This is a genomic window from Streptomyces sp. NPDC126497, assembly GCF_040302425.1.
Lineage (GTDB): Bacteria > Actinomycetota > Actinomycetes > Streptomycetales > Streptomycetaceae > Streptomyces.
In genome coordinates this window covers 1-19,094 of the sequence record NZ_JBEORT010000035.1, presented here as the reverse complement: position 1 = coordinate 19,094, position 19,094 = coordinate 1, and the positions used below count along the sequence as shown (strand labels likewise).

The 19,094-nt window shown below is 74.1% G+C and carries 18 protein-coding genes and 2 pseudogenes; 9 read left to right on the top strand and 11 right to left on the bottom strand.

Translation table 11 applies throughout. The annotated features are described in order from the left end of the window. Positions 1-42: 42 nt before the first annotated feature. Together ABTY20_RS16965 and ABTY20_RS16960 are read left to right on the top strand one after the other, a co-directional pair. Positions 43-704, top strand: a pseudogene (locus ABTY20_RS16965) (alpha/beta fold hydrolase); the annotation flags it as partial. 97 nt (positions 705-801) lie between these two features. Beyond that, a complete protein-coding gene (locus tag ABTY20_RS16960) occupies positions 802-1,971 on the top strand; it encodes a lactate 2-monooxygenase (protein WP_351997787.1) in 1,170 nt (389 codons plus the stop codon). Positions 1,972-2,046: 75 nt separating this feature from the next. Here the strand turns inward: ABTY20_RS16960 and ABTY20_RS16955 are convergent, their stop codons facing one another. The 4 genes from ABTY20_RS16955 to ABTY20_RS16940 form a co-directional block, all read right to left on the bottom strand. Then, complete coding sequence (locus ABTY20_RS16955; RefSeq protein WP_351997786.1) at positions 2,047-3,690, bottom strand: RICIN domain-containing protein; 1,644 nt, start codon at positions 3,688-3,690, stop codon at positions 2,047-2,049. A 540-nt stretch (positions 3,691-4,230) separates the two neighbouring features. Then, the gene (locus tag ABTY20_RS16950) at positions 4,231-4,608 is read right to left on the bottom strand and encodes a toxin Doc (RefSeq protein ID WP_351997785.1); all 378 of its coding nucleotides are present in this window, start codon (positions 4,606-4,608) and stop codon (positions 4,231-4,233) included. A gap of 3 nt (positions 4,609-4,611) precedes the next feature. Further along, positions 4,612-4,857 carry a hypothetical protein gene (locus ABTY20_RS16945; protein WP_351997784.1) on the bottom strand — a complete coding sequence of 82 codons (246 nt, stop codon included), beginning with the start codon at positions 4,855-4,857 and terminating at the stop codon, positions 4,612-4,614. Positions 4,858-4,976: 119 nt separating this feature from the next. Beyond that, positions 4,977-7,220: a glycoside hydrolase family 9 protein gene (locus ABTY20_RS16940; protein ID WP_351997783.1), complete on the bottom strand. Its 2,244-nt coding sequence runs from the start codon at positions 7,218-7,220 to the stop codon at positions 4,977-4,979. Positions 7,221-7,452: 232 nt separating this feature from the next. Between ABTY20_RS16940 and ABTY20_RS16935 the strand changes: the two genes are divergently transcribed. From ABTY20_RS16935 to ABTY20_RS16920, 4 genes are all read left to right on the top strand, one after another. Further along, positions 7,453-9,831, top strand: coding sequence for a SpoIIE family protein phosphatase (locus tag ABTY20_RS16935; protein ID WP_351997782.1), 2,379 nt, complete (start codon positions 7,453-7,455; stop codon positions 9,829-9,831). Positions 9,832-9,844: 13 nt separating this feature from the next. Then, complete coding sequence (locus ABTY20_RS16930) at positions 9,845-10,492, top strand: DUF4232 domain-containing protein (RefSeq protein WP_351997781.1); 648 nt, start codon at positions 9,845-9,847, stop codon at positions 10,490-10,492. Between the two features lie 206 nt (positions 10,493-10,698). After that, entirely contained in the window at positions 10,699-11,331 is a 633-nt protein-coding gene (locus ABTY20_RS16925; RefSeq protein WP_351997780.1) for a LysE family transporter, read from the top strand. Positions 11,332-11,427: 96 nt separating this feature from the next. Beyond that, entirely contained in the window at positions 11,428-11,871 is a 444-nt protein-coding gene (locus ABTY20_RS16920) for a nitroreductase family deazaflavin-dependent oxidoreductase (RefSeq protein ID WP_351997822.1), read from the top strand. 89 nt (positions 11,872-11,960) lie between these two features. Here the strand turns inward: ABTY20_RS16920 and ABTY20_RS16915 are convergent, their stop codons facing one another. Beyond that, complete coding sequence (locus ABTY20_RS16915) at positions 11,961-13,028, bottom strand: cation diffusion facilitator family transporter (RefSeq protein WP_351997779.1); 1,068 nt, start codon at positions 13,026-13,028, stop codon at positions 11,961-11,963. On the opposite strand from ABTY20_RS16915, the gene ABTY20_RS16910 reads away from it, so the two are divergent. Both ABTY20_RS16910 and ABTY20_RS16905 read left to right on the top strand, forming a co-directional pair. Further along, positions 13,027-14,055, top strand: a complete 1,029-nt coding sequence (locus tag ABTY20_RS16910; protein WP_351997778.1) for a glutathione S-transferase family protein — start codon at positions 13,027-13,029, stop codon at positions 14,053-14,055. The two genes, ABTY20_RS16915 and ABTY20_RS16910, sit on opposite strands and share 2 nt — an antisense overlap. Before the next feature lie 61 nt (positions 14,056-14,116). After that, on the top strand, positions 14,117-14,428 hold the full coding sequence (locus ABTY20_RS16905; RefSeq protein ID WP_351997777.1) for a DUF4235 domain-containing protein: 312 nt from the start codon (positions 14,117-14,119) through the stop codon (positions 14,426-14,428). A 41-nt stretch (positions 14,429-14,469) separates the two neighbouring features. On the opposite strand, the gene ABTY20_RS16900 is transcribed toward ABTY20_RS16905, so the two are convergent. Further along, on the bottom strand, positions 14,470-14,862 hold the full coding sequence (locus ABTY20_RS16900) for a VOC family protein (RefSeq protein WP_351997776.1): 393 nt from the start codon (positions 14,860-14,862) through the stop codon (positions 14,470-14,472). Between the two features lie 323 nt (positions 14,863-15,185). On the opposite strand from ABTY20_RS16900, the gene ABTY20_RS16895 reads away from it, so the two are divergent. Then, positions 15,186-16,217 (top strand): 7-epi-alpha-eudesmol synthase, encoded by a 1,032-nt coding sequence (locus ABTY20_RS16895; protein WP_351997775.1) that lies wholly within the window; start codon positions 15,186-15,188, stop codon positions 16,215-16,217. A gap of 40 nt (positions 16,218-16,257) precedes the next feature. Here the strand turns inward: ABTY20_RS16895 and ABTY20_RS16890 are convergent, their stop codons facing one another. From ABTY20_RS16890 to ABTY20_RS16870, 5 genes and pseudogenes are all read right to left on the bottom strand, one after another. After that, on the bottom strand, positions 16,258-17,493 hold the full coding sequence (locus tag ABTY20_RS16890) for a cytochrome P450 (RefSeq protein WP_351997774.1): 1,236 nt from the start codon (positions 17,491-17,493) through the stop codon (positions 16,258-16,260). Further along, the gene (locus tag ABTY20_RS16885) at positions 17,490-18,095 is read right to left on the bottom strand and encodes a GTP-binding protein (RefSeq protein WP_351997773.1); all 606 of its coding nucleotides are present in this window, start codon (positions 18,093-18,095) and stop codon (positions 17,490-17,492) included. Before ABTY20_RS16885 ends, ABTY20_RS16890 begins: the two co-directional genes overlap by 4 nt. After that, the gene (locus tag ABTY20_RS16880) at positions 18,076-18,447 is read right to left on the bottom strand and encodes a DUF742 domain-containing protein (protein ID WP_351997772.1); all 372 of its coding nucleotides are present in this window, start codon (positions 18,445-18,447) and stop codon (positions 18,076-18,078) included. Before ABTY20_RS16880 ends, ABTY20_RS16885 begins: the two co-directional genes overlap by 20 nt. Further along, positions 18,444-18,854: a roadblock/LC7 domain-containing protein gene (locus ABTY20_RS16875; protein WP_030821389.1), complete on the bottom strand. Its 411-nt coding sequence runs from the start codon at positions 18,852-18,854 to the stop codon at positions 18,444-18,446. Before ABTY20_RS16875 ends, ABTY20_RS16880 begins: the two co-directional genes overlap by 4 nt. Next, positions 18,851-19,094 (bottom strand): annotated as a pseudogene (locus tag ABTY20_RS16870) (ATP-binding protein); the annotation flags it as partial. The gene ABTY20_RS16875 and the pseudogene ABTY20_RS16870, both read right to left, overlap by 4 nt.

Sequence of the window (19,094 nt, the reverse complement as noted above, 5' to 3'; positions counted from 1 at the left end):
CTCGTCCCCGGCGTCCGTCACGGTGCGGGCACGAGCCGATTCGTGCGGGTGGCCGGTGCCCGGCCCGGGACCCGGGCGTGGGACGAGGTGGCGGACGAGCCGCGCGCGGGCGGGCACGGGGCGCCCCCCTGACGCCGTCCGGTCGCCGGGAGGCAGGGGCTGCCGACGGGGCGGCGGACCCGTGTCCAGGACATCGTGGACGAGATGGAGCGGCCCGACCTGCGGGACGTCGTCCTCGTGTGCGGCACGGCTCATCCGGCGTGCCGGTCGGCCGAGCGGATCGGCGGGCGGCTGCGGCGCGTGGTGTTCGTCGACGCGAGCGTGCCGGTCGACGGGGAGTCGCCCCTGTCCGGCCGGCCGAGTGACGACGTCCGGCGGGAGATCGACGCCGACGGCGGGTCCTGGCCGCCCCTGGGGGGGCCGACGGCTACGCGGGCCAGGGCCTGACCGACGCGCAGACGGCCCGTGTCGTCGCCGGACCGGCCCCGCACCCGGGCGCCACGCCCACCGAACCGGCCGTGCCGGAGCGGCCGCCCGGCGAGCCGCCGGTGACGTGGGTGAAGTGTCCACTGGACGGCGAGGAGCCCCTTCCGGCCGTGATGGAGCCGCTGAGGAGCGGAACGTGGGAGCCGGTGACCATGGACACCGGGCACTGGCCGGTGTCCTCCCGGCCGCGCGAACCGGCCCGGACCCCGCGGGAGGCGGGTGACCGCCGATCCGCTGCCGCCCCCGCTGGACGCGCCCCGCGCATACCGGCCAGTATGCTCCGGGACGACGGGCTCGAGGAGACGAGGCGGGCGGATGGCGAAGCACTGGGCCGACTTCCAGTACGAGATCTATCTGAACGGGATGACGGGGGCCGTGCCCCGGCTGCCGACCGATCTGACCCGGCTGGAGGAGCTGACCGGGCAGCGGCTGGGCCCGGGGCCGGTCGGGTACGTCGAGGGCTCCGCGGGCGACGGCAGCACCGCCCGCGCCAACCGGGCCGCGCTCGAGCGCCGCCGGATCGTGCCGCGCATGCTGCGGGACGTGCACGAGCGTGATCTGTCGGTCGAGGTGCTGGGCCGCGCGCTGCCGGCGCCGCTCGCGCTGGCTCCGGTCGGGGTGCTGTCGATCATGCATCCGGACGCCGAGTCCGCCGCCGCCCGGGCGGCGGCCGCGCAGGGCGTGCCGTTCGTGCTGTCGTCCGCGTCCAGCACCCCGATGGAGCAGGTCGCGGAGGCGATGGGCGGGGCGGAGCGCTGGTTCCAGCTGTACTGGCCGAAGGACGTGGAGGTGGCCCGGAGCTTCCTGGACCGGGCGAGGACCGCCGGGTTCACGGCGCTCGTCGTCACGCTCGACACTCCCCTGCTGTCGTGGCGTCCGCGCGACCTGGACCAGGCGTACCTGCCGTTCCTGCACGGAGTGGGCACGGCGAACTACTTCTCGGACCCGGCGTTCCGGGCGGGGCTGGCCAAGCCGGTGCACGAGGACCCGAACGCGGCGGTGATGCACTTCGTCGGCATGTTCGCCGACCCCGCCAAGTCCTGGCCGGACCTGGCGTTCCTGCGGGAGAACTGGGACGGCCCGATCGTCCTCAAGGGCGTGCTCCACCCCGATGACGCGCGGCTCGCCGCCGACGCCGGGATGGACGGCGTGGTGGTGTCCAACCACGGCGGGCGCCAGGTGGCCGGGGCGATCGCCGCGGCGGACGCGCTGCCCGGCGTGGTGGAGGCCGTCGGCGACCGGCTCACCGTGCTCTTCGACAGCGGGGTGCGCACCGGCGACGACGTCTTCAAGGCGCTCGCCCTCGGCGCGCGGGCGGTGCTGCTGGGGCGTCCGTACGTCTACGGGCTCGGCCTCGACGGACAGGCGGGGGTCGAGCACGTGATCCGCTGCCTGCTCGCCGAACTCGACCTCACCATGGCCCTGTCGGGTCACGCCACCCCGTCCACGATCGGTCCCGAGGCCCTCACGGAGACGGCGGGCTGACCCGCCCCGGCCCGCTCCACCACGCCACGCGCCGGGGCGGGGCGGGGCCGGTCCCCGCCCCGCCCCGGCCGGGGATCACGTCACCGGCCCGGCCAGTCCCGCGTGCCGGGCCGGCGGGGCGTCCGCGCCGCTGATGGACAGGGAGCCCGTGTCCGTCCGCACCGGTTCGGGGGTCCAGCGCTGGTCCACGGTCCGGTCGCGCACCTTGACGACGATGTCGGCGTTCGCGTCAGGGGTCGCCGGAGCGAGGGCCAGTTGGACGTCCCAGCGGGGCACCAGCTCGCCCTGCGCGGTGAGGTCGTAGCGCACGTCGGCGCCCCGCCGGTCACCGGGGTCGGCGCAGGTGCCGAGGACGACGACACCGGCGTCCTTGTGCGAGTCCAGGCACAGACCGGGGTCGGCCACGCTGCGCAGCAGCCCGTCCTCCTCGTACGTCCACTGCTGGGTCCACGCCGAGGAGCAGTCCGCCAGCCGGGTCCCGGAGCCGTCCCGGGGCTCGCCCCGGGTGTCGAGGCACCGGCCGGAGGCGACGTTGCGCAACCGCGTCCGTTCCGGTGCGGTGGGCAGCCCGGCGGCGCCGGGCGGGGACGCGGAGGGCACGGCCGCGTGGCCGCCCACCGCTCCGGTGGAGCCCGTCGGATCGGCGGCGCCCCCGTCCGGCGTGGAGGGCCCGGCGATGAGCACGCTCACCAGCACCCCGGCGGACACCGCGCCGAGGCCGGTGAGCAGGGTCCTGGTGGAGCGCACCGGGTCCGGGAGCGCGAGGCCCGTCAGCCGTCCGGGCACGGGGATGCGGGACAGCACGCGGTGCCGGCCGCTGCCGGGCCGCCCGCCCCCGCCCCCGCGCCGGCGGCGGGCGGCGCGTCCGCCGCGCGGGCCGGACGTCGCGCGCCCCGGGCGCGAGTCGAGGTAGCGCCGGGCCCCCCACCCGAGCACCGCCTCGGCGAGCAGCGTGCCCAGCCCGCCCTCGAAGTGGCTCAGTTGCTCGGCCGCGTTCCGGCAGTGGCGGCACTCCGCCAGATGCTGCCGGACGTCCGGCAGCAGGGCCCCGCCCCGCCGGATGGGGACGTCGAGGAGACGGTTGTAGAAGCGGCAGTCCTTCGTCGGTGCCAGTTCCTGATGGGCGTGGACACAACCCTGACGGAATTTTTCACGTGCCTGTTCGAGTGCGCCCGTCGCGACGGCGAGGTCCATGCCGAGCAGACCGGCCGGTACGGAAATCGGCTCGGCCTCGACCTCGACGTGCCAGAGCAAACAGCGCGCGCGTGCGGGCAGCGACCGGAATGCCCGCTGAGCGAGTGAGCGATTTTCCGGAGTCATGGTGTTCGCCGCGCGCATGCCGCGCCCGCCGGCCGGTTTCTGCAGCTCCGGCACCACCCCGGTTATTCGATCGTCCGCGGCCCACTCGCGGACCGTGTCCCGCACGGCCACCAGCAGCGCGGGCCGGAGCGCGACGGCCGATTCGCCGATGGCGACCCGGCCCAGTGTCCGGTGCAGGGCGGCCGCGGTGACCATGGCGGCGAGCGGCCCCGACGACGCGAGGCAGACGGTCGCGTAGTCGTGCATCGACGGCCAGTGCCGCGCCGTCAGCAGCGCGACGGAGCGGGCGGCCTCGCCCTCCGGACGGTTCCGCAGCCGGGCGGCGAGGAACTCGTCGGATTCCTCCGGATCCCCGCCGGGCGGGGGGTACGGGGGCCGAGGGGGGTGGGGGGTGTGCACTGAGATGGTTCCTTCCCACAGCGCATGTGTCTTTCGAGGTTTCCGACGCCGAAAGGAAGACCGATCGGTTCATACCTCTTTGGCGGGGCGCGGGGAGCGCGAATTCACCGACGGCGAATCGGACCCGGTTCATCAACTCGCGTGCGACCCCGGCCTTTACCCCCCGCACGGGTGGCTCACTCTCGCACAACCCGCGCTCGGCCAACAAGGCGCTCGGGCAACATCCGCGCGTTGACAGGAAGTCAGAAAGGAAAGGCGGCCGGCGGCTTTCGCCCCGGGTTTTCACGCCGCCCACAGCCGGGGCGACCCGGGGGGCGCCCGGATCCCCGCCGCACCCCGTGCGAACTCCGCGCTCATGACGGCGCTCCGCGCACGTTCCCGGCGCACGCCGGAGCGCGGTCGCCTGGTCACGGCCCTTCTCGGAGGTCGTGCGCGAAGGGGGCGGCTCTCCCGCGCGCACGGCCGCCGTCCCGGTCCCCCCGCCCCGGCCGGCGGCCCCGGAGGGCTCCCGGCGGCCCGCGCGGCCCGTCCGGCGCGGCCTCAGATCTGCCAGGAACGCAGCCGGTCGGCCGCGCCGTAGACGTCGGTCCCGCCGGAGATCAGGTCACGCGCCAGGTCGACCAGGGCGCCGTAGGGCGGGTCGATGCCGGCCCCGCTGACGAACATGTAGGCGACGGCGGTGGCGCAGGCGAAGCGGGCGTTGGCCGAGGGCAGCGGCCGGAGCACGGCGAGGGTGTGCAGCAGGGCCGCCGCCCGCCAGGCCGGATCGGAGTCGACGCCCAGCCGGGGCGGGTCGACGCGGTGCCGGGCGACGGCCGCGACGAGGGCGGAGAAGTCGTTGACGGTGGGCTGGTCCGGGAGGACCTCCTCGTGCCGCTGGAGCAGCCAGGGCACGTCGATGTGCAGGACGGGTGCCATCGGTCAGGCGGCCCGCCCCTCGCCCCGGACGGAGGGTTCGTCGTCCGGGAAGGCCGCGGCGAATTCGTCGGCGTGGGACGCGAAGAACCGGCGGAAGGCTTCCGCGCCCTCCTGCAGGGCGCGGTGGCGGGCTATGTCCGCCGCGGCCGCCTCCCGCACGAGCGCCTTCATGGACGTACCGCGCTCCTTGGCGATCTGCCGCAGGTCCTCGAGTTCGCGGTCGCTGAACTCCACGTTGAGAGCTGGCATGTCTTCACGGTACCGCTCGGGTACTGAATCGTAAATAACCGCAGGTCAGAGCAGGTTTCAAGGGGTACCGGAAGAGGACGGCGACCGAGCGGCCGCCGGCCTCTTCCGGAAGGGGTGCGTCAGCCCTGGTCGGCCACGAAGGAGGCCATGCGGGTCAGGGCCGCGTTCCAGTTGATGGTGTGTTCGTTGGTGGACCAGGACTGGATGTCGTCGATGTAGCAGAACTGACCGACGCAGCCCTGGAGCTTCGACTGCGCGAGGGGGTCCTGGATGCTGGAGTTGGGACCGCCGGAGAGCGTGCCGGCGGGCGGGTTCGGCAGGTTCGGGTCGAGCTGGCGGGCGTACCAGCGGCTGTGCTGGTTGTGCGCGTTGACCTCGCCGTAACCGGTGACGTACGAGATGTTCAGCGCGTTGCGGCCCAGGATGTAGTCCATGCTCTGCAGCGCGCCGTCCCGGTACTTCGAGGCGCCGGTGAGGTCGTAGGCGGTGGCGAGGACGACCGCGTTGTTGAGCACCTGGTGGCTGGAGCCCCAGTCGTAGACGTTGCCGTCCGGCGCGTACGGCATGCCGTACGGGTGGGCCTTCAGCGTGGCCAGGTAGCGGTCGGCGCCCTTGACCACGGAGCGGCGGACCTTGTCCTTGCCGGGCAGCTTGCTGGGCACGGTCGCGAGGTCGAGCCGGCCGGCCGCGGCGGTGCGCGCCCAGTCGAAGCCGGTCGGGCCGAAGATGTCGGCGGTGTGCACCGGGGAGTTCAGCACGTACTCCCTGAACTGCCGCTCCCCCGTGGTGAGGTACAGCTCCGCGGCCGCCCAGTAGAACTCGTCGGACACCGTGTCGTCGGGGTAGGCGCCGCCGCCGATGCCGTCGTCCGGGTCGGCGAGCAGGTCCGGGTGGGCCAGGGCCGCCGTCCAGGCCTTGCGGGCCGCCGCGAGGGCGGTGGCCGCGAACTCCTTGTCGTAGGGGCGGTACAGGCGTGCCGCCTGGGCGGCCGTGGCCGCGAGGTTCAGGGTGGCGGCGGTGGTCGGCGGGTGCAGTTCCCGCTTCTGCGGGTCGTCGCTCGGCAGCAGCGGCAGCCCGGTCCACTGCTCGTCGTGGATCTTGTGGTGGGCCATTCCGGCCAGCGGCTCACCGTCGGGGACCTGCATCTTCAGCAGGAACTCCAGCTCCCAGCGGGCCTCGTCGAGGATGTCCGGGACCTTGTTGCCGCTCTCCGGGATGTTCAGCGTGCCGTCGCCGAGCTTGTCCGCCTCGCCGGTGCGGGCGTGCCGGGCGCGTTCGTAGGTGCTGAGCACCTCCCAGGTGCTGATGCCGCCGTTGACGACGTACTTGCCGTGGTCGCCTGCGTCGTACCAGCCGCCGGTGACGTCGAGGGTGTAGTCGCAGACGCCGGGCTGGCAGGGCACGTCGCCGTCGCCCTGGTTGGGAGCGACGTCCACGTGTCCGGCCGGGCGGCCGTAGCCGGGGCGCAGGTCGTCGCGGATCGCCGTGCCGCTGCGCTGGGTGTAGTAGTACTTCGCCGAGTCCAGCCGCAGCCGTTCGTAGGCGCTCGCGTCGATGTCGAAGGGCCGGCTGGTCTCGCCGTCCACGACCAGGGTGTAGCCGGTCCCCCGCTTGCGGTGGCCGCCGAAGTCGAGGGAGTGGACGTTCTGCCCGGAGGAGGCGTCGGTGCCGCGCGGCACCGTCCAGCCCGTGCGGACCACCCGGCCGGCGCCGTCCTTCAGCCGCCAGGGCAGCCGCTCGGTCGCGTCGGTGACCAGGGTGGCGTTCTTCGGCCCGGAGGGCAGGTAGGCGACCTGGTTGACCCGGACGCGGGGGCCGGTGTCGGGCTCGTACGGCTCGGGGGCGACCCCGCCCAGCAGGGACACGTCGTCCACGCAGAACCGCCAGGGGTCCGCGCTGCCGCCGAGCTGGAAGCCGACCTGGCCCTGCGCGGTGTCGACGGGCGAGGTGAAGGTGTACGAGTAGGTGTCCCCCGAGACGCTGAGCTGCGGGGACACCTCGTAGTAGGTGTCGTACGGCGCCACCTGCAGGCCGACGATCGCCCGCACGACATGACCGGCGGGCGAGCCGGTGGCGCTGAAGGAGAAGCGGTACGACTCGCCCTTCACCAGGGTGATGTCGTTCTGGCCGACGGCCGCGTCCCAGCGGTTGGCGGTGCCGCCGGGGACGTCGGCGCACAGGCGGCCCTCGGACGGGCCCGCGGCGACGTCGGCGGAGGCCCACCAGGAGTCGGTGCCGTTGTCGAAGGCGCCGTTGCGGACCTGTTCCACCTCGTCGGCCCCGGCCGGAGCGGCGGGCAGCGCGGTGAGCGCGGTCGCCAGCAGGCCGGTCAGGGACAGCAGGGCGGTTCTGCGTCTGTTCACGTATGGCTCCTCTTGGGGAGGTGCGGGGGCACGGGGAGCACTTATGGGAGCGCTCCCATTTCCGTACGCGGACCATGGTTGTGGCAGGTGTGACACTGCGTCAACGGTGGGGACAGGACTGGTGGCGCTCGCCCGGAGCGGAGGTTCGCAGTCCGCGTCGGGCCGCGACCCACTAGGCTGGGCCCAGGCGATGCACCGGTTCACGGTGAGTGTGCGCGATGGAGTGGCGAGGATGAGGCCGGACGACCCGTTCGACGATGCCGTGGCGGCCCGGGCCGTCATCGCCGCCGACGGCACGCTCACGCGGTGGAGCGAGGGCGCGCGCCTGCTGCTGGGGCACACGGCCGAGGAGGTCGTCGGCCGTTCGGCCGTCGAGCTGCTGGCCGAGGGCTCGGGCCCGCCCCGGCTCCCGGCCGCCCGCTGGAGCGGCACCCTCGCCCTGCGGCACCGCGACGGCGGCACCGTCACGGTGTGGGTGCTCGCCCACCACAGGGAGCCGGCGGACGGCGGCACCGGTGACTGGCTCGCCGTCACCCCGCTGGAGGCCACGGACCAGGAACTGCCCGACGATCCGCTGGTCAGGACGGCCGTGTTCCAGTCGCCCTGCGCCACGATGGTCTTCGACGAGCGGCTGCGCCTGCGCGGCGTCAACGACGCCATGGCCCATCTCCTCGGCCTGCCCGCCCCCCACCTGCGGGGGCTCAGGCCCACCGACATCGGCGGCCGGCCGCAGCACGCCGAACTCGAGCGGCAGCTGCGCCAGGTGCTGCGAGCCGGGCGGCCGCACGACATGCAGACGTACATGAAGGCCACCAGCGAGAACCGCGCGCACGCCTGGCTGGCCCGGCTCGCCCCGCTCACCGACCGGTCCGGCCGGGTGCGGGGCGTGTGCGTGACCGCCCACGACTTCTCCGAGCAGTTCCGGGCGCGGGAGCGGCTGCAGCTGGTCAACGAGGCCAGCATCCGCATCGGCACCACCCTGGACGTCGCCCGGACGGCGCAGGAACTGGCCGAGGTGTGCGTGCCGGCGCTCGCCGACTTCGTCAGCGTGGACCTGCTGGAGCCCGAGGAACCCGGGGGCGAGCCCGCGGGCCCGCTGACCACACCGGTCTCACTGCGCCGGGTGGCCCACCAGTCCCTCACCCCGGGCAGCCCCGAGGCGGTCGCCCGCACGGGTGAGGTCGTCGTCTACCCCGCCGCCGCGCCCCAGGCCGACTCGCTGATCGCCGGGCACAGCATCGTGGCCTCGGTGCCCTCCGGCGACCTCGACCCGTGGCTCGCGGTGGACGAGGCGCGCGCCCGGCAGGTCCGGGAGTTCGGCGTCCACTCCATGCTGTCCGTCCCGCTGCAGGCGCGCGGCACGACCCTCGGGGTGGCCGCCTTCACCCGTTTCGCCCGTCCCGAGTCGTTCACCCACGACGACGTGCTGCTGGCCGAGGAGGTCACCGCACGCGCCGCCGTCTGCATCGACAACGCCCGCCGCTACTCCCGGGAGCGCGAGACCACCCTGGCGCTCCAGCGCAGCCTGCTCCCCCGCGCCCTGCCGCACACGGCCGCCGTGGAGGCGGCCACCCGCTACCTGCCGGCCGCGCGCTCCGGTGTCGGCGGGGACTGGTTCGACGTGATCCCGCTGTCCGGGATGCGGGTGGCCATGGTGGTCGGGGAGGTCGTCGGACACGGCATCCAGGCGTCCGCGACCATGGGCCGGCTGCGCACCGCGGTGCGCACCCTCGCCGACATCGACCTCGCGCCCGACGAACTGCTCACCCACCTCGACGACCTGGTGCTCCACCTGTCGCACGAGTCGGGCGGCGACCCCGGGTCGGGCGAGGTCGGCGCGACCTGTCTGTACGCGGTGTACGACCCGGTGTCGCGGCGCTGCAGCCTGTCCCGGGCGGGGCATCCCCCGCCGGTCCTGATCCCGCCGGGCGGTCCGGCCCGGCACCTGGAACTGCCCTCGGGGCCGCCGCTGGGCCTGGGCGGCCTGCCCTTCGAGTCGGCCGAGCTGGAGCTGCCCGACGGCGCGGTGCTGGCGTTCTACACCGACGGGCTGGTCGAGTCCCGCGGACGGGACGCCGAAGCCGGTCACGCCCTCCTCCGCGAGGCGCTGTCCAACGCCGCGGGCCCGCTCGACGAGACCTGCGACCGGGTCCTGCACACCCTGCTCGCGCCGGGCGGCGCGACGGACGACGTGGCCCTGCTGCTGGCCCGTACCCGCGGGCTGCCGGCCGCGCAGGTCGCCACCTGGGACATCCCCGCCGATCCGGCGCTGGTCGCCCCCATCCGCAAGCAGGTCCTCGACCAGCTGGCCGCCTGGGCGCTGACCGAGGCGTCGTTCACCGCGGAGCTGGTGGTGAGCGAGCTGGTCACCAACGCCATCCGGTACGGCGCCCCGCCCATCCGGCTGCGGCTGATCCACGACGCCTCGACGCTGATCTGCGAGGTGTCCGACACCAGCCACACCGCGCCGCACCTGCGCCGGGCCAAGACCTGGGACGAGGGCGGCCGGGGCCTGCTGCTGGTCGCCCAGCTCACCCAGCGCTGGGGCAGCAGACACACGGCCGACGGCAAGACCATCTGGTCGGAACTGGCCCTGGTGGACGAGATGTGACAGGGGATGAGCCATGGCGAACGGGTCACGGCGCACGACGGCGGTGGCGACGGGCGCGCTGGTGCTGCTGGGCGCGCTGGCCTCCTGCGGCACCGGCGACGGGACGGCGGGCGGTGCCCCGCGGCCTCCCGCGTCCGCCGCGCGGACGGTCGTCGACTCCCCGCGCGGCGCCGTCCCGAGCGACGCCGACGGTGCCGCGGACGGCCGGTCCCCGACGGCCGCCGGGCACCCGGACCGCCCGGTGTCCCGGTGCCGCACCGCCGAGCTGAGCGCCGCCGTCGGCCGGATGGACCCGGGCGCGGGCCAGCGCAACCTCCCCGTCGTGCTGACGAACGTCTCCTCCCGCACCTGCACCCTGTACGGCCATCCGGGCGCCGCCTTCGTGGACGCGGCCGGTGAGCGGCTGGGCCGGGACCCGAAGCGCGCCCCCGGCGACCCGGCGACCGTCACCCTGGCGCCCGGCGCCAGCGCCTGGGCGGGGCTGCGCTACGCGAGCCCCGGGGTCAGCGGCGCCCGCGCGGCCACCCCGGCGGCGCTCCTCGTCACCCCGCCGGACGAACGGGATCCCCTGAAGGTGCCGTGGAGGGCCGGTGCGGTCCCGGTGTCGGGCAACGCCTCCTCGGTCTTCCTCACGGTACTGGAGCCGGGCACCGGCCCCTGACCCTCCGGCCCGCGCCCGGCGGGCCTCGCCGGATCCGCCCGTGGGTGCCGCGGCCGGACGGAAAACCGCTTGCCCGTCGCGGGCGGAGGGTCCCAGGATCCTGCCATGCCCACGAGCCTCCTCCCGTCGCCGTCGTCCGCCACCGCCGCCGCGGGGGACCGACAGCAGCGGTCCGCTCCCCGGGGAGGCCCGACGCCGCCGCGCCCATGACGGCCGCCCTGCTCGCGGGGCTGCTCGCCGGCTACGCCATCGCCGTACCCGTGGGCGCCGTCGGGACCTACCTCGTCTCCCTCACCGCCCGCACCACCCTGCGCACCGGGATCTGCGCGGCCCTCGGCGTCGCCACGGCCAACGGACTGTACGCCCTCGCCGCCACGGTGGGCGGTTCGGCCCTCGCGTCGGCGCTGCGGCCGGTCCTGGGGCCGATGCGGTGGGCCTGTGTGCCGGTGCTGCTCGCACTGGCGGCGTGGGGCGCGGCCGGGGCCGTGCGCCGCTACCGCGGGCGGCCGCTCGCCACCCGCCCCCGGGCCACTCCCCCGGGTGCCGCCCGCGCGTATCTGTCGCTGCTCGGGATCACCCTGCTGAACCCCACCACCGTGATCTACTTCACGGCGCTCGTGCTCGGCTCCCGCGGCGGGGAGGCGGCCGGCCCCCTGGAGCGGACCGTCTTCGTGACGGCGGCCTTCGCCGCGTCCGCGAGCTGGCAGGTGCTGCTCGCCGCCGGCGGCGCCCTGCTGGGCCGGGCGCTGACCGGTCACCGGGGCCGGCTGGTGACCGCGCTGGTGGCCTCCGGGGTGATGACGGCCCTCGCGGTCCGCATGGCGGTGGCGCCCGCCTGACGGCCCGCGGCCCCGGTTCGGACGCGTTCGGCGTGCGATGGTGGTGCAGGAATGATCGACTCGATCGCAGTACGCGAGAACGACGGGATGGATGCCATGCCTCTCCAGGGCGAGTACGACCCGAGTCCGACGCAGTGGGTGCGCGAACAGGTGGAGCTGTACGAGAGTTCCGGCGGCACGGAGGGGACGACCCTGCAGGGCAGGCCCGTCATCGTGCTGACCAGCCGGGGCGCGAGGAGCGGCAAGCTGCGCAAGACCCCGTTGATGCGGGTCGAGCACGAGGGACGGTACGCGGCGGTCGCCTCGCTGGGCGGCGCGCCCAAGCACCCGGTCTGGTACCACAACGTCAAGGCCGACCCGCACGTCGAGCTCCAGGACGGCCCGCTCAAGTGGGACATGACGGCCCGTGAGGTCACCGGCGAGGAGAAGGCCGAGTGGTGGAAGCGCGCCGTCGCGGCCTTCCCGCCGTACGCCGAGTACCAGGAGAAGACGGACCGTGAGATCCCCGTCTTCGTCCTGGAGCGGTCCGGGCGGGACTGACGGGCGCGGGCCCGGCGGGCGGGGGAGGGCCGGGGCGGAAATTCCTCGCCCCGGTGCGCATGGAGCCCCGCCCGCGGGGCATCCGTGCCTCAGGCCCCGCCGCGTTCCCCCGTCGCGGCGGGGCTTTCCCATGCCTCCCGCGCCTCCGGGGAGCCCCGGTCGGTGACGTCGAGGAAGATCTGTTCCGCCTCGGGGAACACACGGGCGATGGACCGCTTGATGCGCACGGCGACCTCCTCCACCCGTTCGCTGTCCATTCCGGGCACCAGATCGACGCGTGCGGCCACCAGGACGCTGTCCAGGCCGGTCTTCATGGTGAGGAGCGCCTCCACGCTGTCGATCTCGGGCTGGGCCCGCAGCAGTTCCCGGATGCGTCCGCTCGCCTCGGGGTCCGCGGCCTCGCCGATCAGCTGGTCGCGGGCCTCGCGCCCGAGGCGGTAGGCGACGTAGACCAGCAGCGCGCCGATGGCGAGCGAGGCGGACGCCTCCCACACCACCTGACCGGTGATCATGTGCAGTGCCATGCCGGCGATGGCCAGGGTGACGCCCACCACCGCGGTGCCGTCCTCGGCGACCACCGTGCGCAGCGCCGGATCGCGCAGCCCGTCGGCCGAGCCGCCCTGCCGGCGCACCTGGTACAGGGCCCGCAGCAGCGAGCCGCCCTCGGCGAGCAGGGCGACACCGAGCACGACCAGCCCGGCGACGTAGCCGCTCAGCTTCTCGTCGCCGCCGTTCCTGAGGGCGTCGACGCCCTGGTAGAAGCTGAAGCAGCCGCCCATCACGAAGATCCCGACGGCGGCGAGCAGCGACCAGAAGAACCGTTCCTTGCCGTAGCCGAAGGGGTGGCGCCGGTCGGCGGGGCGCCGGCTGCGCCGCAGTGCGGCCAGCAGGAACACCTCGTTCAGGCTGTCGGCCACCGAGTGCGCCGCCTCCGAGAGCAGGGCGGGCGAGGCCGCGAGGAGTCCGCCGACGGCCTTGGCGACCGCGATCACCAGGTTGGCTGCGAGCGCCACCAGCACGGTGACGCGTGTTCTGCGATCCGATCGTGTGCTCACGTCGGCCGATTGCCCCGGTCGGCCCACGTCACACCGTGCCGTCGGCGGAAAACGGGGAACGCGGTCACCGGGACATCCGAACGGCGGGAAGGAGAGCGTCATGGGCGGCCGCGACGACGGGGGCGGCGGCAACAGCGCGTACGGCAGGAAGGCGTTCAAGCGGTCGAGGGCCCACTTCGCGGACCGGATCACCGCGGACGGGCGGGACGGGTGGCCGGTGGAGGCCGGGCGCTACCGGCTCGTGGTGAGCCGTGCCTGCCCGTGGGCGAGCCGGGCACTGGTCTCCCGGCGGCTGCTCGGGCTGGAGGGCGCGCTGTCCCTGGCCGTCGCGGACCCGGTCCAGGACGACCGCAGCTGGCGCTTCACCCTGGATCCGGACGGCCGCGACCCGGTGCTCGGCATCCGGTACCTGAGCGAGGCGTACGACCGGCGGGAGCCGGGCCACCCGGGCGGGGTGAGCGTGCCGGCGGTCGTGGACGTGCCCAGCGGGCAGCTGGTCACCAACGACTACCAGCGGATCACCCTGGACCTCGCCACGGAGTGGACGGCCCTGCACCGCGAGGGGGCGCCCGATCTGTATCCGCGGGCGCGGCGCGACGAGATCGACGCGCTGATGGAGGACGTCTTCCAGGACGTCAACAACGGTGTGTACCGGGCGGGTTTCGCCACGGGCCAGGAGGAGTACGAGACCGCGTGCGCGGCCCTGTTCCGGCGGCTGGAGCTGCTGGCGGGGCGGCTGGAGCGGCAGCGGTACCTGGTGGGCGACACCCTCACCGAGGCGGACATCAGGCTGTTCACCACACTGGTGCGGTTCGACGCGGTGTACCACGGCCACTTCAAGTGCAACCGGTGGAAGCTGTCGGAGAACCGGGTGCTGTGGGCGTACGCCCGCGACCTGTACCAGACGCCCGGCTTCGGCGACACCGTGGACTTCGACCACATCAAGCGGCACTACTACCGGGTGCACACCGGCATCAACCCGTCCGGCATCGTGCCCCTCGGTCCCGACCTGTCCGGTTGGACGGCGCCCCACCACCGTGAGGAGCTGGGCGGCCGGCCGTTCGGGGACGGCACCCCGCCCGGCCCGGTGCCGGCCGGCGAGGAGGTGCCGGCTCCGGGCCGCCCCTGACCGCCCGGACCCGACGCCCCATCCACCGACGAGACGACGAAGACGACCCTAGGAGATCCACGTGGCGAACAAGAGCAAGAAGGCGAAGAAGAAGCTGCCCCTGGCGTACAAGCCGATCGGCTTCGCGCTGGGCTGGACCAGCGGCACCGTGGCGGGGATGGCGTTCCAGAAGACCTGGAAGGTGATCCGGCACGAGGACGACGCTCCGGACGCGCTGGACCGGGACCGCCGCTGGGGGGAGATCCTGCTGGCCGCGGCGATCCAGGGCGCCATCTTCGCGGTGGTGCGCAGTGCCGTGGACCGGGCCGGCGCCAAGGCCATCGAACGCTCCACGGGCACCTGGCCGGTCCCGGACCGGGGCGGCCGCGACTGACGGGGACGCACGCCCGGCCCGCCGTCCCCGGGGACGGCGGGTCAGCCCTGCTTGGGCGCCGTCGGTGTGCCCCGGCGGACGGTGAAGGAGTGGCCCGCCGGGTCGGCGTAGCCGCGTTCCCCGGTGGGGCCCGAGGCGTCGCCCGCCTCCATCGGGCGCCCGCCGAGGCCCACGATCAGGCGTTCCACCGCGTCCAGGTCGTCCACCACGAACTCCAGGTGCGCCTGGAGGGAGTTCTCCGGGCGGGGCCAGCTCGGGGCGGTGGCGTTGACGTCGCGGCGCAGCGCCAGGCGGAAGCCGTCGGCGGCCCTGATCTCCACCCGGTTGGCATGGGCGTCGACGTCCTGCGCGCCCAGCAGTTCCCTGTAGAACTCGGCGAGTTTCTCGGGTTCGGCACAGTCCAGCACCACCACGCCGGTCGTCACCAGGGTCATGTCTCCTCCGCGGGGTCCGGGGCACGGGGCGCTCCTGCCCCGCCCTGTAGGTGACGCCTATCCCCGCTCGCCGGATTCAAGCGGGTTCCGCCGCAGGGGACTTCCGGAGGAAGGACGAAGGTACACGCCCCAACTGCCATCCGCAGTAACGGAGATCACCAACCGTCACGGTGTAGATGATTTGATCTTGGGGCATCCTCGTAGCGCTTCTCGATTCAACTTCCGTTTCGAAAAGCCGAGTTCGAGTGCGCGGACGGCAGCCGTCGTGGCCGTCCGCTCGCAGGGCCGGGGGACTCTGCGTTCCGTCTCCCGAAAGGAAACACATGTCTCAGGACGTCCGGTTCGACCTCCCCTTCGACACTCCCGTCAGCGGCCATCTGGAGTACGCGCGGGCACGTCATCTGCGCTGGGTGCGGGAGATGGGACTGGTCCGCAGCCGGGCGGGCTTCGAGGAGTACCGGTCCTGGGACCTCCCCCAGGCCGCCGCCCGCACCTATCCGTACGCCTCGGCGGAGGATCTGGTCGTCCTGATGAACTGGTTCTCCCTCGCGTTCCTCTTCGACGACCAGTTCGACGCCGGGCGGCCCGACCGCGCCGACCGCATAGCCGAGGTGGCCCGGGAGCTGATCGTGACCCCGCTGCGGCCGGCGGGGAGCACACCCAGGGTCGCCTGCCCCATCACGCTGGCCTGGGCCCAGGTCTGGGCCCGCCTCTCGGACGGCATGTCCCTGACCTGGCAGACCCGGTTCGCGGCCTCCTGGGGGCGGTTCCTGGTGGCGCACTGCGAGGAGGTCGACCTGGCCGCCCGGGGGCTGGCCGGGACCCTCGGCCTGGACGAGTACGCGGCCTTCCGGCGCCGTACCGTCGGCATCCACCACAGCATCGACGCGGGCGAGCGCAGCCGCGGCTTCGAGGTCCCCGCGCAGGCGATGGCGCACCCGCTGATGGAGCGGCTGCGCGATCTGGCCGCGGACACCATCGGGTTCATGAACGACGTCCACTCCTTCGAGCGGGAGCGCCGTCGCGGCGACGGGCACAACCTCATCGCCGTCCTGCACCGGGAGCGGGGCTGCTCCTGGGAGGAGGCCGCCGCCGAGGCGTACCGCATGACGACCGCCCGTCTGGCGGAGTACGTCGAACTCGAGGCGCGGGTGCCGGGGATGTGCGACGAGCTCGGACTGGACGCGGACGGGCGGGACCGGGTGCACCGGGGCGTGGAGGCCATCCGGCACTGGATCAACGGCAACTACGAGTGGGCGCTGACCACCGGCCGGTACGCGGCGGCGAAGGAGGGCCCCGTGGCCACCGCCGAACAGGCCGGGCGGGGCTCGGTGGACGATCTGCTGACCGTGTGAGAGGGCCGTGCCGCCCGGCCGCCGGGGCCGGGCGGCGCCGTCACCCGCCGAACTCGACGGGCAGGGCGTCCAGTCGGGATTCCCAGGTGGAGGCGGTCGAGCTGAGCTCCTCCGGGTCCACCGCCAGCCGCAGTCCGGGCAGCCGGTGCAGCAGGACGCCGACGGCGATCTCGATGAGTGCCTGGCCGATGTTCTGCCCGGGGCACTCGTGCGGGCCCGAGCTGAACGCCAGGTGCGCCTGGTTGCCCTGGACGGGCACCCCGGCGTCCGGGCGGATCTCGGGGTCCCGGTTGCCCGCGGCGAGCCCCAGCACCAGCAGATCGCCCTCCTGGAGGCGGTGACCGCCGAGCTCGAGGTCGCTCGCGGCGAAGCGGCCCGGCAGGACGGCCAGCGGCGGGCTGTCCCACATGACCTCCTCCACGACCTCGGAGACGTTCAGCCGGCCGCTGACCAGCCCGGAGAGCCGCGAGGTGTCGGTGAGCACCAGCTGCAGCACCCGGGCCAGCAGATTGCTGGTGGTGGTGTGCGCGGCGATCAGCACCAGACGCAGATGGCTGACGACCTCGTCCTCGTCGAGCCCGGCGCGGTGCTCCAGCAGGGCGGTGGCGAGGTCGCTGCCGGGCTCGGAGCGTTTGCGCACGACGAGTTCGCCGAGGATCTCCTGGATGCGCGCGTCGTGGGCGACGGCGTTCTCGCCGCCCCTGAGGACCTGGGCGCAGGACTCGACCAGGGCGCGCCCCTCCGCCTCGGGCAGCCCCAGCAGACGGCTGAGCACCAGCATCGGCAGGTACTCGGCGTAGTCGTGCACCAGGTCGGCGCGCCCGGTGTCCGCGAACGCGTCGATCTGCTTGTTGGCGTAGTGCGTGGCGTGCCGGCGGATGCCGCGGCCGGCCGCGGCCTGGAGGGCGTCGGTGACGGCCGCGCGGAGCCTGCGGTGCGGTTCGCCGTCCTGGGAGACGCAGTCGGGACGCCAGCCGAGCATCGGGATCAGCGGTGAGTTCTCGTCGACGCGGCCCTCGGCCCGGTCCCGCCAGATGCGGGCGTCCCGGGTGAACTGGCGGGGATTGTCCAGGACCCGGCGGGCGTCCCGGTAGCCGAGCACCAGCCAGGCCGGCACCTCGCCCTCCAGGAGCACGGGCGCCACCGGGCCGTGCTCCTTGCGCAGCCGTTCGTAGATGCCGGCCGGGTCGGTGGCCGCCTCCGGTCCGTACAGCCGGGTGAGCTCGGCGCCGTGGTGGGCGACGGGGCAGCCGCGGGGGGTCTCGGGGCCGCTCATCGGGACTCCACGGCGACGGCCGAGCGTTCCCTCAGGTGCCGGATCAGGGCGACCAGCACGTCACGGCTGGAGGCACGGTCACGGGCGTCGAAGGACACCACCGGGATGTGCGCGGGGATGTCCAGGGCGTCCCGTATCTCCTCGACCGGGAAGTCCTTGGAGTCGGGGAAGACGTTGAGGGCGATGACGAACGGCACCCGCTGCCGCTCCATCTCCTCGATCGCCCGGAAACTGGAGGCCAGCCGCCGGGTGTCCACCAGGACGACCGCGCCGAGCGCCCCCTTGAACAGCCCGTTCCACAGGAACCAGAACCGCTCCTGGCCCGGCGTGCCGAACAGGTACAGCACCAGGCTGTCGTTGAGGCCGATCTTGCCGAAGTCCAGGCTGACGGTGGTCTGCGACTTGTCGGCGACCCCGATGAGGTCGTCGACGCCGACGCTGGCCTGGGTGAGCGTCTCCTCGGTGGTGAGCGGCCTGATGTCGCTGACCGAGCGGACCATGGTGGTCTTCCCGGTTCCGAAGCCACCGGCGATCATCACCTTGACCGAGCGGATGCCTCCGTCGCCGTGCCGGCCGGGCCGGTCAAAGCCTTTCAAGTCCACTGAGTACCTCCTCAAGGAGCGCGAGGTCGGGCCCGCGGCCGGCGACGTGTGCCGGGACGGGGTCACGGGCTTCGACCCGGCCCGCGTCCAGCAGGTCCGACAGCAGCACCGCGAGAATGTTGAACGGCAGCCCGAGGTGGGCGCCGAGTTCGGCGACCGAGAGCGGCTCACGGCAGAGCCGGACGATCTCCTCGTGCTCGTGCTGCAGGCCCGGGAGGGGACCCGGGCGGGAGACGACGAGGGTCGCCACGTCGAGGCCGGCCGCCGCACCGCCCGGTCCGCTGCGCCCCCGGGTGAGGACGTAGTAGCGCTCGAGACCGGACGGGTCCGTCGGCCGGCGGGGAGCACTCATCCAGAGTGCTCCTCCAGGCGCGGAGTGGTCCCGAGGAGTTCGCCCATTCTGCGGGCGAGGTCCCTCATCTGGTGGCCGAGCAGTCCCTGGTCCAGGCCTTCCCGGGCGAGGACGCCAAGGTAGGTCTCCACGCCGGCGCGGACCACGAAGAGGTGGCCGCCGTCGACCTCGATCATCGCCAGCCGCAGCTGTCCCGCGTAGGCGGGGAACTGCTCGGCGACCGGCTGGGCCAGGGCCTGCAGACCGGCCACCACCGCCGCGAAGCGGTCGACGTCGTCGGGGTCGTCCGCCCCGTAGGAGGTGATGGCCTTGCCGTCGCTGGAGGCCACGAGGGCGAAGCGGATCTCCTGGATGCTCTCGACGAGGTCGCGGAGCGCCCAGCTCACGTCGGTTCCCTGCTGCGTCATGCGGTCTGGTCGCTCTCTTCGGTGCGGTGCTCGGTGGACTCGCGTCCGGTGGGGGTGTCATGGTCGCCGGCGCGTCCGGCGACGGCGAAGGCGGCGAGGCCGGCGAAGGAGGCGTCCGGCGGTACGGCGGCCACGGCGGCGCCCGGCCCGGCCCCGGTCTGCGCGGCGGTCCGCGGGGCGTCCGCGCCGGTCCGCCCGCCGCTGCGGCGGCGGGGCAGTCCGCCGGGGGTGGTGTCGGCC